General features: G+C 37.4%; 9 protein-coding genes. All 9 read right to left on the bottom strand.

The genetic code is table 11. The features are described from left to right. Window position 1 precedes the first annotated feature (1 nt). Window positions 2–2,695 carry a family 78 glycoside hydrolase catalytic domain gene (locus RB604_RS09215; protein WP_055295097.1) on the bottom strand — a complete coding sequence of 898 codons (2,694 nt, stop codon included), beginning with the start codon at window positions 2,693–2,695 and terminating at the stop codon, window positions 2–4. 31 nt (window positions 2,696–2,726) lie between these two features. Continuing rightward, window positions 2,727–4,973 carry a GH92 family glycosyl hydrolase gene (locus RB604_RS09210; protein ID WP_005925187.1) on the bottom strand — a complete coding sequence of 749 codons (2,247 nt, stop codon included), beginning with the start codon at window positions 4,971–4,973 and terminating at the stop codon, window positions 2,727–2,729. Window positions 4,974–5,007: 34 nt separating this feature from the next. Beyond that, window positions 5,008–5,880 carry a secretion protein Por gene (locus RB604_RS09205; protein WP_229103563.1) on the bottom strand — a complete coding sequence of 291 codons (873 nt, stop codon included), beginning with the start codon at window positions 5,878–5,880 and terminating at the stop codon, window positions 5,008–5,010. After that, window positions 5,873–7,888 (bottom strand): GxGYxYP domain-containing protein, encoded by a 2,016-nt coding sequence (locus RB604_RS09200; RefSeq protein ID WP_005925189.1) that lies wholly within the window; start codon window positions 7,886–7,888, stop codon window positions 5,873–5,875. The genes RB604_RS09205 and RB604_RS09200 overlap by 8 nt, the downstream gene beginning before the upstream one ends. Window positions 7,889–7,900: 12 nt before the next feature. After that, a complete protein-coding gene (locus RB604_RS09195) occupies window positions 7,901–8,671 on the bottom strand; it encodes a DUF3823 domain-containing protein (RefSeq protein ID WP_007478557.1) in 771 nt (256 codons plus the stop codon). Window positions 8,672–8,689: 18 nt separating this feature from the next. Continuing rightward, the gene (locus RB604_RS09190) at window positions 8,690–10,483 is read right to left on the bottom strand and encodes a RagB/SusD family nutrient uptake outer membrane protein (protein ID WP_007478558.1); all 1,794 of its coding nucleotides are present in this window, start codon (window positions 10,481–10,483) and stop codon (window positions 8,690–8,692) included. Window positions 10,484–10,497: 14 nt separating this feature from the next. Further along, window positions 10,498–13,647 carry a SusC/RagA family TonB-linked outer membrane protein gene (locus RB604_RS09185; protein ID WP_055295094.1) on the bottom strand — a complete coding sequence of 1,050 codons (3,150 nt, stop codon included), beginning with the start codon at window positions 13,645–13,647 and terminating at the stop codon, window positions 10,498–10,500. Between the two features lie 131 nt (window positions 13,648–13,778). Further along, the gene (locus RB604_RS09180) at window positions 13,779–15,092 is read right to left on the bottom strand and encodes a T9SS type A sorting domain-containing protein (RefSeq protein WP_005925201.1); all 1,314 of its coding nucleotides are present in this window, start codon (window positions 15,090–15,092) and stop codon (window positions 13,779–13,781) included. 105 nt (window positions 15,093–15,197) lie between these two features. Then, the gene (locus RB604_RS09175) at window positions 15,198–17,453 is read right to left on the bottom strand and encodes a GH92 family glycosyl hydrolase (protein WP_055295092.1); all 2,256 of its coding nucleotides are present in this window, start codon (window positions 17,451–17,453) and stop codon (window positions 15,198–15,200) included. Window positions 17,454–17,459 lie beyond the last annotated feature (6 nt).

Here is a 17,459-nt window from a genome sequence, read left to right as displayed (position 1 = left end):
TCTACTTCATGATAAAATGATAAACCCCCGAGCCCAAAAACAAAGTATTATCCTTCATTTCCATACATTTTCCGGATTCCATGACCTCTGTATATTGTTTCGGAATGAATAGAGTAGCAGTAGTATTTGCAGGGATCTCCACTTTCACTGAGAAACCTTGCTCTCCGTCTACCTCCCATTCCGAACGGACCATACCATACAGAGAACGGAAGCTCCCTTTACAAAAGGATAAATCACCAATCGGACGAGGACATATTATAATATGCTTCATTCCCGGCCGTTCCGAATCATAACGAATACCCAACAATGTATCGTAGAACCATGCCACCACACTCCCAAACATCGGGTGACAACGGGAACTATTCCCGTGCCAGTCTTCCCATAAGCAGGAATATTCATCTCGAGTAATGTAATGACCAAAAGAAGGATAAGAGCGTTGAGTTATAAGCTTGTATGCCACGTCGCCATAATTATTCTCTGTCAGTACTTTTAATAATAAAGGAGTTGCCAAAATTCCAGTGTCAAAATGATAACCGAGCGATTCAATCTGACGTAACAACGTGTTCAGTACTTTTTCTTTTCTATCCTCGGGTACCAACCTGAAAGCTAACGGAAAAACATTAGCTCCCTGTCTACTTTCCCAATAGCCGTTCTCGTCTTCATCCCAAAAGACTTCATTAAAATTCTGTTTAATCTGCTTAGCCAACGCATCAAAATAAGAAGTATCTTCTGTTCTATTGAGAACACGAGCGACTTTAGACATAATATCTGTTACGCGATAATAATATGCCGTATTCACGAGCGACTCCGGTAATTCTATCTTATCGGGTGTACACCAATCTCCCAAACACCAGCCATTAGGCTCTTCTTTTACTACAATCCCTCTGGCATCCAAACGAGTACCAAGATATTGAATCCAATGCTTCATACCATCATAATGTCGGGATAACAGTATGGTATCACCATATTGATGATAATAGGCCCACGGCATAATCACATAGGCCGAACCCCATGCTGGTCCGCCACCACCGCCACCAAAGGGAGCAGTATGAGGAACATAACCAGTCATATGGTTTTGTGCATCTGCAATATCGTCCAGCCATTTATAAAGAAAACGAGTGCAGTCAAATGCATACAACATACTTTCAACCAACACTTGTCCATCACCTGTATAAGCCAAGCGTTCCCGATGTGGACAATCGCTGCTGATGCTTCCATGCATGTTGATTTTTTGAGTATGAATATACTTCCGGTAGATACTGTTAAGTATCGTATCCGATGATACAAAAGTCCCGGTTTCATCCACATCCGTATATATCTCCTTTACAATGAGACTTTGTGCATTCAATGCTACTTTTGGAGATATTACTTCTATTTCCCTGAATGTATGCCATGTAAAACGAGGTTCCCAACACTCTTCTCCATTTCCTTTCAGAATATATGTATCCGATTGTCCAAAATCAATACCTTCCTCACCAATAAACCGAAGTTTTATGCAGTCACCCGCTTCTCCGGAAACTGTCAACATAGCCCAGCCGGCAATCATTTTCGGAAGAACAAAACGATAAACAGAATCATTGACCTGCTCCTTCAATTCGGGGTGATACATTTGCATTACCTTGTCGTACGGAGCAGTCTGGGGATATAATTTACCTTCGGGAGAACGTACTTTTATCGCTTTTTGCCACAATGAATCATCATATTCCACCGAACTCCATCCATCCATTTCTTTTCGGGCATCATACACTTCTCCGGTAAATATATTATCAGAAACCAAAGGTCCGATTGCACACTTCCAACTTTCATCGGAAACGATATTTTCCATAGTACCATCCTGATAAACAATTTCCAATTGTAGCAATAAACGTGGAGTATCATACCACATATATCCCTCAACAGTCCGCCCACGCTGATTGTACCAACCATTACCTAAAATAACCCCCAAACAGTTTTTTCCTTTTTTCAAATATGAAGTTACATCAAAAGTATTATATAGTATGCGTTTGTGTGATTGATCGTCATACGGATACAGAATATGCTCTATGGTACGTTTATCATAATTAGTAACAGCAGGAGCAAGCATCTGATCTCCGATTCTATCACCGTTAATATACATTTCATAAAAACCTAATCCACAGATATAAACTCTGGCATTTTTTATCTCTTTAACAACTTCAATATTTTTACGAAAAAATGGAGCAGGGGCTACATTAGCTTCCAAAGGAGTATCATCTTCCCGGTTGGAAATCCAAGAAGCCAGCCAATCAACTGGCTCCAATCCAATAGCCCAGTTAGCAATAGCGCTCCATTCCGTCACCTGATCATTTTCATCCCAAACTCTAACTTTCCAATAAACATGTTGGCGAGATACAAGTGCTCTCCCCTTATAAAGAATTTGTTGGGATTGAGAAGAATTGACTTTTCCGGAATCCCATAAGTCACCAATATCATCGAATAGTAGTAATGAATCACTCGCTACTAATATCTGATAAGCCGACTGCATTTTATTTCTGTTCTTTCCATTGCAAACATCCAACTTCCAACCTAACCATATGAAGTTCGCTTGTATGGCTACTGGATTTGTCAGATAGTCTGTACGCAGATCAAAAACTCTCATTTCTGGTGCCTGACAAGAAAAGAAAGACAAAACAAGCAATAAGTTTCCTACCAAAATTGTACTATATATTTTTTTCATATAAAATCAGTCATTGATGTACACCATTTGGTTAGAAAGGAGTAAAAGGACGAGTCTGAGATGCAGCCCCAAACTGATAATTAGGCTTATTCCCCATATAAAATCTCAAAGTACCTCCTTTCATTATATCTTCGTACTGAATGTAAGATTTAGAATAAGTTTTTCCATTTAATTCCACTGACTGAATATAGATATTTTCATCACTATTATGAATCGTTTCAATTGTAAAGTTCTTCTTGCCGGGTAATTCAATCTTAACATTCTCAAACAACGGACTACCAAAAGCAAAGACGCCCCAAGAAGGATTTACCTGGTAAAATCCCATAGCGGACAGTAAATACCATGCGGACATCTGTCCACAATCTTCATTACCAATTATACCGTCAATTTGATCAGTATAAAAATTCGTCAATATCTGACGCACTATTTTAGCCGTTTTCCATTGCTGTCCTGCATACGAATACAAATATGCCATGTGATGACTCGGTTCATTTCCATGTGCATACTGTCCAATCAAACCGGTTATATCAACAGAAGCATGTTCTCCCATATCTCCCTCCATTGTGAAAAGAGAATCCAATTTTTGTGTAAAGAGCTTATCACCTCCATACATCTCAATTAAATCAGACGGGCATTGAGGAACATAAAAAGAATATTGCCAACCCGTACCCTCACTAAAAAAGCCATGTCCTCCATGTACTGAAATGATCGGATCATATGGAGTAGCCCATGTCCCATCAACACTTTTAGGTCTGATAAACCGAATAGTCGGGTCAAAATAATGCTTGTAATATTTACTCCTTTTAAGAAATAGATCAAACATTTCTTTATCTCCCAACTTTTGAGCCATCGCAGCAACTCCCCAATCTCCAATTGCATATTCCATAGCAATGGAAGTAGCTTCACCCAGTCTTTCATAAGGAATGTATTCCTGTTCTAATACATAGGGGATACCTTTTTGTTTCAAATAAGTGGCCGACTGAATACATGCCTGAAAAGCTCTTTGAGCATCAAATCCCTTAATATTTTTCAAATAAGCATCAGCTATTACGTTCAGTGCATTATAACCAGGTGTCTGATCGGTTTCTCCCCCAAGTAATGGCCATACCGGAAGTTTTCCCTGCTGATCGTAAATAGCCAGCATCGAATTTATAAAATCCCCCACACGCTCTGTTTGAGTAATTGTAAACAGAGGGTGTAAAGCTCTGTAAGTATCCCAAAGTGAAAATGTTGAATAATTAACACCTTTCTCCGCTTTACTTATTTTATTATCATGTCCTCTATACTCTCCATTGATATCACAATAGGTGGTGGGAGCAATCAACGTATGGTACATGGCCGTGTAGAATATTTTCAAATTCTTCGCATTTGTATCGGACAGTTTTATGCGACCCAATTCTTTATTCCACTTTTTCAATCCTTCTTTAGACACTTTTTCCAAATCCCAATGTGGAATCTCACCTTCCACATTTAATGCTGCATTCCGACAACTTACTGACGATATGGCTACTTTCAAAGAAATATCAGAAAGATCGTTATCTAAAACTAAAACTCCTTTTACTCCTTTACTATTCAAATCTTTACTATCGACAAATGCACTATCTTCAAAAAGTAACAGGTCTTTAATCGGCTTGTTTGTTTTTAAAACAAAATAAATACGATGCTCCGGCGCCCATCCGTTCACAAATCGATAACCTTCTATTGTATAATCGTCAACTTTTTTTAAACCAGAAGCATAATCTTCAAAACCATTACCTTCTTTCAAGTTAATAAGAATATGTTTCTCCACATTTTGCTTAGGATAATGATAACGGTGTATAGCTACACGTTCTGTTGCTGAGAGTTCGACCTTAATTCCATTCTCCATCAATAAGGAGTAGTAATTAGGACGAACTATTTCATTTTCATGCTTATAATAGGAAGCATAACTACCGGATATATCGTGTTGTTCTCCTCTTTTTGTCCGCACTTTACCCGTAAAAGGCATTACTTGTACATCCCCCAAATCAGTACATCCGGTTCCATTTAAATGAGTATGAGCAAATCCAATAATCACACTATCAGAATAATGATAGCCAGAACACCAATCCCAACCTTTATGAATATTCTGCGGCCCCACCTGTATGGCCCCAAAAGGAACGGAAGCTCCTACAAAAACATGTCCATGTCCTCCTGAGCCAATATAGGGGTCAACATATTGGACATAATCTCTTGCTTCCATCACATTGAAATGGAAGAACATGCTTATCAACAAAACAAATAACTTATTATGATTCATGCGATTACCTTTTTTGTATTCATATTCAATCAAACTAAATTAATAGTTTCCGTATAATTACTTTCTTTTCAGTATTCACTATTTTCAAGACATAGACTCCCGGCACAACAAAAACTTCCTCTACACAATTATTAGATCTTAACTCCAGAATTTTCTCTCCAGATATAGAATATAACTCAATATTGCCAATAGAAAACTTAGAAACGATTCTAAATCCTTTATCCAAAAGAGAAATATTCACTTCATCATTTTTCGACAGATTGATCGAAGTGGGTTCTTCATTTATTTTATCTAAATAAACCGCTTTCACTACTGCATTCTGATTTTTCCAAAGCATTTTCAGTTGGTGTACCCCCTCTATATCCCCAATCATCGCCTTCGAAAACTTAAATGTCTTTGTAGAAAATGAACGAACCAAAGGAACTTCCGCCATAGGAGTCAATTCATTGACTATAAATGTCCTAAGACTCGAATTATGACCTCTCCAACGAATATAAATATTATGCTTTCCTAATACACTTTGTGACAGTTTAGCCGTCATCGTTTTATATTCACCTGTCATTGTTTTCTCCACCGGAACAGAAGTTATCGGCTCAGCCGCATCCTCCAAAAAAATATCAAAAAACGATCTTTCAGATAATTCCTGAGGATTTGTGTATTCAACAGAAAAAGAATTATATGTATATATTTCATCTCCCAGATTTACACTATTAATCTTAATAGCCGTATTATTACCCGTACTGATCACTGACACTGAAGCAGCATCATATGTCCCATCACCCAATATCTGCACCGAACTATTCAAATATTTACCATTTCCATTACCCGCCATAGGGACAGATAAATTATCTGCTTTACAATAAAAAACAAAAAACAACGCGAACAATAACCCAAATAATCTATTCATATTTACCTCCATGTTCTTCAAGATATTTATTAAATGTAGCACAGAGATCCATCGGTAGCAAAAACTCATAGGTATTGGGTAGATACATTTCCAAGCGGGTAAGTTCACGTTTCAACCGTTCGTAACCATCCAAGCCACCATAATTTGCAGCGATGAGATAAACATTACAAAAAACTGGTTTTTGAGTGCTGGGCTTAAATCCTGTCAAATAATTATAGACATCCCCTTCTTTCCAACAATGTGCCCCCTGTGATATTGAAACGACTCCTTCTCCATTTTTTCCTTTTTCATAACGATAGCTCACATTGTTACCGTCATAAACTCCTTGTAATCCACAAGTTCTCATATATTCCCTATAACGTTCTTCATGTGAAGTATTCCATAAACAACCGGTATGAAAACCTGCTGTAGCCAGCCATTCATTATTCATAGCCAGCCACTCATCATATTTTCCGTCGGGATCGGCAGCAGCAGTAGCAAATGAATCACCATAAATAAACTGAAAACCAGAAGGACCTGCCATCAACTCATCATTCGGAGTCAAATTTTTATAAAAATATTCCAACAAGAAAGGATTGAGTTCCTGTAAAGAAGCTGCCATTGTCACTCCAACCGGCACATCTCCTCTTCCTGGAGCACTAAACATATTGTATAAATGATTAGCATCAAATTGAATGTTGTCTCCATCACTCCACACCAAACTCACATATATCTTCCCAGGTTTGGCTTCTATGGCCTGTCCCTTACGTTGCTGAAAAGCCTTACGGGGATAAGAACACCAGAAGCTACCATTAGAGTAGAAGTCACTCACCATAAAACCGACATTATATGGATTAGTTGCTTTATTTAGTCCGTCTCCATCATCACCCGCACCATATCCCATCACAGATGAGCCTATTGGATATTTCATATGAGCACATAATTTTTGGATCATATTAAACCCTTCACTACCCTCTTTAGCTTCCAAATAAAAAATCAAGCCTTTTGTTGCAACAGCATAATCATATAACCTCCAAGGATTAGATTCGCTGTCCTCACGCAAGCCAACAGAAAAAGATAATGTTGGATGGCATTTCCCCTTATCTACAAACTCTGTTATTACCCACTCATAGGCTTCCATTTCATTACTCCATTTATCACGAATATCTTCGACCGGTAAATTTACCCCAAGTTCATCTTGAAAAAAATGCATTATATCTTCGGTCACAGGAATTGCTCCTTCTTGTGCACAAATCATTAACGCCATACACCAAGTCCATTTTTTATCTTTTGTCCAAAGCACCATTTTACTAAAATTATTTTTATAACGTTTCATAAATGATGCAAGCCCTGAATAATTGTATGTTTTTCCGTCCTTTACATAAGAATTATATTGTTCGTCTCTCAATAAATTACATTTTCCGATACCATAAGCATCTTCGAATTGTCTAATATGATGATCTTCAATAATCAGGTAAACCTCCCCTCTCTTTTGATTGATAACTCCTTGGGCAGCCTCCACTATCAATTTAGAAGTATTATCATTATTTCGTAAATCAAAAACGGTAATTGCCTCATACGGACATTGCTCATTCTTAAAATATAATCCAGATTGCGGTTTTCTATCTGTATGATAATCAATCGGAGCAATATTTAATGGAACAGAAAAACTTGTTTTAGGCGCAACCAAATCATCATCTAAATAAAATTCAAATTTAGTGTCCTCACTTACCGGATTCTGATAAGACATCTCAACCCATATGCAATCATACTTCTTATTACCAAAATCAATATTCCCCAAATCTAAAGTCAAATTATTACTCGTTCCCACAACTCCTCTCTCCTCATCAAAACTAACGGAATTCTGTGGATCAAAAAGAGTAGTTACGTTTTGACTATTCATGGGAATAATCAAGGCGTTTTCCGTCGGTTCTACAACCTCCTGCTGAATGGCTTGCGGCATTACTGCCGCGCCATTCATTCCCAATAATCCAATCAATATATATTTCAAATTCATATTAAAATTCATATTTGCTCTATTTTAACTGTTTAAATCAGGAATTACTACCTCAAGTATACGAGAGAAATTATATTTCTTTCCCGGATTATTCGTACGAACCCCTATCCTTACCCAATATTTTCCAGCAGGTAAATTTTTCACATTCTTTTCTGTTACGGTAATTGGAGTACCCGGGGTATAAGTAGTAAACTTATGAACAGCTCTCACTGTATATTTAGATTCAGTGTTATTCACCCCTACGTTGGGAGACTTACTGGATATAAAAACCTGTGCCTCACTAAGAGTATACACCCCTTTGTCCACATTGGTTATATCAATTTCTTTTTGTGTATCCTCTACTGTATATTTGATAACCAAATTATTTTGTTTTGTACCACTTAAAGTTATTTCATCAATATTCACCCGGGCATAAGGAGTAACAGCATAGTCCAATTTTGTCATTTCTCCTTTTTCCAGAGTCACTATCTCTGGATCAGGAGCATAAAAAGCACCCTCCTTCAAAGTAATACGATATTCTCCGGCAAAGATTTTTGTATTTGTAAAAGTTCCGTCAGCTTTTCCCCAAAAAAATCTGGCTTGCGTATTGGCATGACCAGCTTCCTCCCAACTCAACTCATAATATTCTATTTTATAACTATTGGCTGTTTCAGAACAGTACAATTCATTAGTCTTTTTATCAACTACCGTTCCTTCTATTCCCGAATTTGGCTCTTCATAATTATCATACTCAAAATATCCGCAAGAAGATAACATAAAGACCATCAAGCACGATAATATATATAATCTACTCATATTTTAACATTTTAATGATTAATTATAATATGGATTTTGTATCAATTTTTGGTTTTTTGCAATTTCACTATCTGGAATTCTCTCGTAATACATTTTCACATCAAATGTATAACGTTGGTCATTAGCATCAACCACTTTAAAAATATACGTATTGTCTCTAAGATCGAAGTAAGGAGATAACCCTGTATAACGTTTTGACTCCATCTCTTTATCAGCGATCCTCCAGCGTCTTAAATCCCAATACGTATGATTTTCAAAAGCCAATTCAATTCTACGTTCATTACGAACTTTATCAATGGTCAAATCAGAACTATTCAAAGTTTTTACACCTGCCCGATCACGAATATCATTTATCCATATCAAAGCATCATCCAAGTGTTGTCCCATTTCTACCGCAGCTTCAACACCGTTCAATAAAACCTCAGCATACCTCATGTCAATCCAATGATGTTCGCAATAATTTTCTTTCAACTCCTCTTTCGGCAAACTCTCATCCAAATATTTACGAACATAGAATCCTGTTCCATTACCGGAATATTTAGCAATTCCACTCTTTCCTGTAACATGATAGACTTTTCCATCTATATCCGTATATGTAGATGATTCCCAGTTTTGACCTACTGTATTAATCTCAGTACCATCTCTTTTTATTATCCCTCCTTGTATATCACATTTTTCATTTTTAAATACTGCATTCGGATAGATAATAGTTCCCCAAAAACGTGCATCCATATCCTTAAATAAGTCAGCTGGATCTGCAAAATGTTGTGAAGTTCCTCTTTCTGCAAAATTAGCAGGAGTTCCGTCTTTGCGTTCAAATCTCTCTACGAATTCCAGAGGGGGACATAAATATGAAGAATATCCTCCACTGGTATACTGAAAAGGTACACAATAAGTGTCATATCCATGCGCATTCACATTCCTTTGAAAATATTTCACAAATATATTTTCAGTACTACTTTCTGCCAAAAAAAGATCTGCGTAATTTTGCTCCTTATTGGTGTTTTTTCTATATAAAGAAAACTTACCTTCTATCTGTTTTACAGCCTGATAGGATTTTTCAAAATAGTCATTTGCCAAAGAAGAATCAATCCCAACAAGACCATCCAAATCAAGTGTGCCATACCGAGCAATAGAACCAGCATACAACATTGCTCTTGATTTTAATGCCCAAGCTGCATATTTAGTAGCACGTCCCTGCCCTAAAAGAGATTCTGTTTCAGGCAACAAATGTGCAGCCCTATCCAAATCTTCTGCAATAAAATCATAACAATACTTTTCTGTATTTCTGGGTACTTTCAAACTCTCAATATCTTCTGTATATTCCTGTGGCTCTTCCAAAACAGGTACCCCACCATAACGTTTTACCATTGAAAAATAGCAATACGCACGAATAAAGTACGCTTCCCCTAACCAAGCATCTACCAAAGCCTTTGAAAAATTTCCCTGATACTCAGGCAATGTTTTTATAAAATAGTTTACTCTACGAATACGACCATAATCCCAGGCTCCCCACCAAGTACCGTCGCCTATAGAAAAAAGTTCATCACCTAAAGTAATCATAGCCTCTCCCGACACGTGAGCCAAGTGCGCCTTTCCGGCGTTATTCACATTAAAGCCATATTGGCTAAAACGAAAGTCCTCTATCGGCAAATCAGCATACAATGTAGTCATATACGCTTTAATACCTGATTCAGATTTAAATATAGCATCATCTTGTATAATATTAATTGGAGGTACATCCAAATAATCACAAGAATGGATAGTCACTACAGCGACTAACAATATTATTTTCTTTACTAATCTCATCATAATCAAACTATTAATTAAAAGGACAAATTTAAACCGAAATTAAAATTTCTCATAATTGGATACAAATATCCATAACTACCAGACGTGCGTTCAGGATCAACAAAATCCAATCCTGTTATTGTAAATAGATTATATCCATTTGCAAAAATCCGACATCTGTCAACTTTAAATTTGCGAGTAAACTTAAGAGGAATTGTATAACCAAGTTCTATACTTTTCAGACGCAAATATGAAGCATCCTGAGTAGTTTGCTGAGAGTCTTTTAAATTAGATTGACAAGCAGCCGGATCTCGTGTTGTAGGCCATTTTCCTGCTATCCAGTTACCCTCTTCATCTTGATGATAGCGGTCATAAAAATGAGACAAGCCATTACCTCCAAAACATAAAGGATACTGGAGCTGTTCTAAATATCTGACATTAAATCCCGCTCCACCTTGAAATAATATATTTAAGTCAAAACCTTTCCAATTAGCAGTTACAGTTGCTCCATAAGTCATTTTAGGATTACTATTTGAAAATTCAAAAACATTCGGATATACATCATTATCATCAATTATTCCATCACCATTCCAGTCTTCATATTTCCAATCTCCTGGTAATAATGTTGAACCACCTTTTCCATCTTGATCCGGTGAATTCCAAATATCTTCCATAGAGGTATATTGCCCATTGGAGCCATATCCCCATCCCATGTCAGAATAACGATTAGAATACTTTCCTCTCCATCTATCATAAGAATTCACAGCATCACCTTCTACTAATTTTCTATTCATTTTGCGAGTAAGAGCAAAATTCAAACTAACAGAATATCTAAAATCTCTTATTTGATTACGATGTCCTAATACAACTTCAAATCCTTTATATAAATCCTGATTCAAATTTTCCTCTGGCATCTCTGCACCAATTGTTCCCGGAACTTCCTGATTTCTTTTTCCCAATAGGCCGTCTCTATATCTCCAGAAAAAGTCTATCTGGAAAGAAAACAATCCATTGAATAAATCCAGATCAGTACCAACATTTAACGTTTTAGAAGTATACCATGTTATACTGGGGTTCGGAAGCCCTCTAAAGCCTAATCCTTTATAAGCTTCTGTCCCAAAAACATAACCTGCACCCGGATAGTCATAACCGGATAAAAATTGATAGCTTGACGAACCATCATCGCCTAACACACCATAAGAAGCTCTTATTTTCCAATTTGTTAAAAAAGACAAAGCATCAGTATCCTTAATAAAATTCTCTTCAGAGATACGATATCCTGCTGAAACAGAAGGGAAAAATCCCCACCGATGTCCTTTGGCAAACTTAGACGAACCATCATAACGGAAACTCGCCTCCAATAAATATTTAGAAGCATAATCATAATTCAAACGTCCAACAAGTCCCATATTAGTCGTTTTATATATTTGACCAGCATCTGAACTTCCTTGTTGCTCGTTATCAGAACCAGAAAATAATTGATCTACAGCATCCATTTCTAAAATTCTTTTAGCCCAAACATTATCTTCCTCTTTCGATGTTTGTTCATATAAAAATAAAAGTTTCACATTATGTTTTTCAGCGAACAGGTGCTCATAATTTAAAGAAGCTTGCAACAAGTTTTGAGAAGCTTCCCATGATTTTCTTCTAACAGCAGAAGGTGCCGCAAATGTTTGTGGAATATAATCCTGTGCTCCCTCATCATACGAATATAATGTATAAGCTTTTTGAAACTCTTTCTCTTGAGACGTTTTGTAGTCATATCCATATAAAAATTTCGCACTCAATCCTTTCAAAAAAGGAGCTTCATAAGTTAAAGAGAATGTAGTATTTAACGTTTTATTTTTATATCGTTTATAACCACTTTTATCTGCATCTGTAATAACCAATGAATTCAATCCAGAATTACTCATTACATTAGCATAATAATTTTCATTTCCATTCGCATACGGACTTTCATTAGGTCTCAAAGCCCATATGGATTTAAAGAGTTCCCAAGTATCTTTATGAGGTTGATTTTTTTCATCTGAAACTCCACTAATCAACATTTCAGCCTTTAAATGATCAGTGATCTTAAAGCCCAAATTTGAACGAATATTAAAACGGTGATAATTTAAATCACCTGACTTCCAAAGTCCATCTTCTCCATAATACCCGAAAGACAAATAATAGTTAGCCCTTTCCGTATTACCACTAGCTGTCACATTATGATGTGTCTGAGGTACCATTTTTCTTAATACCAGACTACTCCAATCCGTAGCTTGAAACTCTCCACTTCTATAGCGTTCCAAATCTTCTTTTGAAAAAGTATAATCAATACCACGACCCATATTTTTATCAGCTTCGCGTACCAATTCTACATACTGTCCGGGATCTAATACCTCAGGTAATCCCGTAGGATTCTGGAATCCAAAACTCCCAGTATAATCAATTTGTGTTTTTCCACTTCCTGCCCCTTTACGAGTTGTTACAAGCAATACTCCATTAGATGCCCGCATACCATAAATAGCTGCCGATGCATCTTTCAAAACCGTAACACTTTCTATATCATTGGCCTCTAAACGCTGCAAATCAGAAGCCTCACGAACTACTCCATCAATAACAATCAAAGGACTACCCAATCCACGAATATCCATGCTGGTATCATAACTTCCGGGTTCACCAGTATTCTGTTGAATACGAAGACCGGGCAATTTTCCAGACAACATATTTTGGACATTAACTGAAGGAGTAGCAATAATATCATCATTTTTTACTGAACTAATTGCTCCTGTCAATGATACTTTTTTCTGCGTACCATATCCAACAACAACTACTTCATCAACTATTTGGGTCTCCTCTGTCATTGTCAAGTTAACAGTTGTTCTACCTTTCACTGCAACATCTTTAGAAGAAAAGCCTATCAAAGAAAACCTCAAAATAGCATCATTAGTATTGGAAACAGTAATACTATATGCACCATCTATATCCGTTATGGTACCCGTTGAAGTACCCACTAACAAAATATTAACTCCTGGTAAAGGTTCACCTAACTGGTCACGAACCACTCCCGACACCTGTTGCCGTTGATTACTTTCTGCTAATAATATTGTACTGCTATTTACAGAAAGAAACAGTAACAAAATCAAGCGTAAATAACAAGAAAACGACAAATGCTTTCTTAGTATTAAATTTTTCACATCCATGCTCATAATTAATTAAAATCGAATTCGCATTGTATAAAATTAAGATTATCCGTATAAAGCTATTATATACTGAATAATATCTACAATTCATATTGATAACTGTTCAATATGAATTGTAGATAAATTCTGTATTACTTAGCTACCTTAAATGTCGAGGTTGCATCGCTTGATACTATATTTACGATACATATACCAGTTGCATTCAAAGAAATTGTCATACTTCCTTGTGTTGCTATTTGCTCATTCAGTAACATTCCAGTTACATCATAAATACAAATAGTTTCATTTCCTTTCAGTCCCTCTACTTTGACGCCGTCAGTAGTAGCAGATACTATGTAATTAGTATCATTATCTATATTTTTAACTCCAGTACTACCAGCTTTCTGCCATTTAAATACAGGATAATCAGAGATAGAAGGATCCATTTTCCATACATTATCAAAATCAAACCCCAATTCTTCGTAAAATTCTTGTGTAAGATCAGCTTTTGTAACATCGGCTCCATTTCTCTGATCTGCATTATTATCAGTAGTAACCAAATTTCCATTAACTTTTGCAGTCTCCAATGCATAGTTTCCTGAACTCAAATCAGGAGAACCACCACCACAAATTCGCCCAATTCCTGTTGCATCATCATTACCTGTAACATCGCACATTGCTAAACATCCGCTTATAGAACTTGAAGCATCTATCATTCCTGCAATTCCTCCCAAATTATTTCTGGCAACAACAGTTCCAGATACATAAGAAGACATAATCGCAGTCATATTTTCAGCTTTTCCAACTAAAGCAGCAGCATTATCTCCCCGTAAATCAGTTTCACTTAATTTTCCATCACATACAATAGAACCATCCACAAAGTAACAATCATATATAACAACCTGACTACCTGGACCCACAAATCCTCCAGCTTCTACACCTGTACCTATATTCTTAACCGTACAATTAATAGCACCAACTTCCCGAATAGTTGTTTTTTCAGTTTGTCCGGAAATCATTCCCATACGTCCTTCCCCTATAAAAGTGATATTCTCAAAAATAACTCTTTCAATGGTTGCTCCTTCCACAACTCCAAAAAATGTCATATCATGAGCACCTGTCGGTTTTTCTACATAGAAATTCTTAATTGTATGCCCATCACCGTCAAAAGTACCATGAAAGCGATCTGCAGAACCAGAACCACTACCCCATTCACCAATGGGCCACCATCCTCCCTCATAATCAAAATGCACATTAGAAAAATCCAAGTCTGCAATTAGTTTATAAGAAGCTCCACGAGCATCACGCATCCTATCAAACTGTTGTGGAGTAGCAATCAAATAGGGATCATCAGGGGTACCTGTTCCACCTGCAAATGGACTTTCGTCCTGCGCCATTACATTAGTTGTAAACACTACACTACAAAAGCAAAGAGTCATTAATCCTTTGTAAAAATTCTTTTTCATAATACTAATCTTAAATAGTTAATAATACAGTTGATTATAGCAACTAACATGTAATTAATCAATAAGGACAATCACATTGCTAATATATATTAATTAATAATATAGTTAATTTATGTCAGTTTCTACAGATGATTGAGTGATCATACCAAATTGTTCATTCGGTCGATTTCCCATTGTAAATACTAATGTACCGCCAGCCATAATATCTGCGTGAGAGATATAAAGTTTATTGTAAGGTTGTCCGTTCAGTTCTATAGATTGTATATACTTATTCTCCGCGGAATTATTGTTTGCACGTATCTCAAAAACCTTATTTTCCGGCAGTTTTAACACAACCTTATCAAATATCGGCCTACCGAAAACATACATACCGTCAGACGGATTAACCGGATAGAAACCTAATGCAGAGAAGACATACCAGGAAGACATCTGCCCGCAATCTTCATTACCCTGCAGCCCATCCGGCAAGTCGCTATACATATGCGATAGGATATAATCCACCTTTTCCGCCGTTTTCCATTGCTGGCCGACAAAGGAATAAAGATATACCGTGTGATGTCCCGGTTCATTACCGTGAGCATACTGCCCGATCAGACCGGAAATATCCGGAGAAGCCGCATCACCCAAATCTTCATTTACAAGGAACAGGCTGTCCAACTTTGAAACAAATGCTTCCTTACTTCCGAACAAAGATATCAAGCCTTCGACATCGTGAGGTACCAACCAAGTATATTGCCAGCCGTTTCCTTCACAGTAAGCATCGTTACGGTGAGTAGAATGCACAGGGTTGAACGGAGTTACCCATGAACCATCCCGATTTTTTCCTCTGAAGAAATGTGTATCTTTATCCCAATAGTTCTGATAAGCTAAAGCACGCTTGGAAAAATACTCATAATCTTCCGTCTTACCTAACTTCCGTGCCACCTGTGCCACTCCCCAATCGGCAATAGCATATTCCAGACCTTTGGCAACCGATTCATTTTCTTTGTCTGCCGGAATATATTCCAGATCCGTCACATACGACAGTCCTTTGTAATCGGACATCATGGATGCTTTCATCGCCTGATAAGCACGTTCATAATTGAACCCTTTGACATCTTTCAATATCGCATCTGCAATCACCGGAACGGACTGGATACCAATCATCTCATTCGTATCCGAACCATATAGATGCCATACCGGTAAACGTCCCTGTTGCTCGTAAATGGCAAGCATCGAGTTTATAAAGTCGGGAACACGTTCCGGTTGTACTAATGTGTACAAAGGATGAGCTGCACGATAAGTATCCCATAAAGAAAATACAGTATAATTGGTAAAGCCCGGATCGCCATATATATTTTTATCGGTTCCACGGTACTCCCCACTACAATCATTAAACATGATCGGCTGCATAAAGGCATGGTACAAGGCCGTATAGAAGATACGTTTTGCCACTGTATCGGTTGTTTCTACCTGTAACTTCGATAATTCCGCATTCCATTTACCGGTTGTTTCAGCAACGATATTCTCAAAATTCCAATCTTTTATTTCCTGCCCGATATTATCCATGGCATTTTCCATGCTCACGGGAGAAATACCGACTTTCACTCCTAATTCCTCTACTACAGGTGCAACGGCAACATTTCCTTTCACGTCCAGTCCCTGAAGACGATTTCCCGCTACTTGCACCGAATCATGATACAAAGTCAGATGTACAGGTTGGGAGAAAACTGCAGAAAAATAAATCTGCTGTTTTTTTGACCAGCCTGTGGAATACCGGTATCCTCTGATGACCGTATCATTGATTTGCTCCAGATATGTATCAGTCGGACGATCGTCTCCATTTGCATCTTTCAAGTTAATCATTACATGTTTTTCCACATCTTTCGGGAAAGTATAGCGATGGAAAGCCACCCGGTCCGAAGCAGTAAGTTCCACTTTCGTACGATGAGTTTTCAGTAAAACTTCGTAATATCCCGGCAACGCCCGCTCGTTATCTTTCGAATAATAAGAAGCATAACCGGCCAAAGGGTCTTGTTGCGTTCCCGGTTGCGTACGTGCCTTACCGGTATATGGCATGAACAGAATATCGCCGGTGTCACTGCAACCTGTCCCGTTGAGATGGAGATGTGAAAAACCAATCACGATAGAGTCGGAATAATGATATCCTGAACACCAGTCCCATCCTTTATTGATATTATTAGGACCGATCTGTACGGCTCCGAAAGGGGCGGTAACTCCCAGGAATGTATGTCCATGTCCTCCGGTTCCGATATAAGGGTCTACATAAGCCACCGGATTTATCACTTCCGGTTTGTCCGTACCGGTGCACCCGAAAGCACACATGAGACAGCTTAATAATAAAAACTTCTGTAAATTCATTTATAT

This window comes from Bacteroides salyersiae, assembly GCF_031172035.1.
GTDB classification, from domain to species: domain Bacteria; phylum Bacteroidota; class Bacteroidia; order Bacteroidales; family Bacteroidaceae; genus Bacteroides; species Bacteroides salyersiae.
Note: the sequence above shows the minus strand (reverse complement) of the source record. Positions and strands in the feature narration are given on the sequence as shown.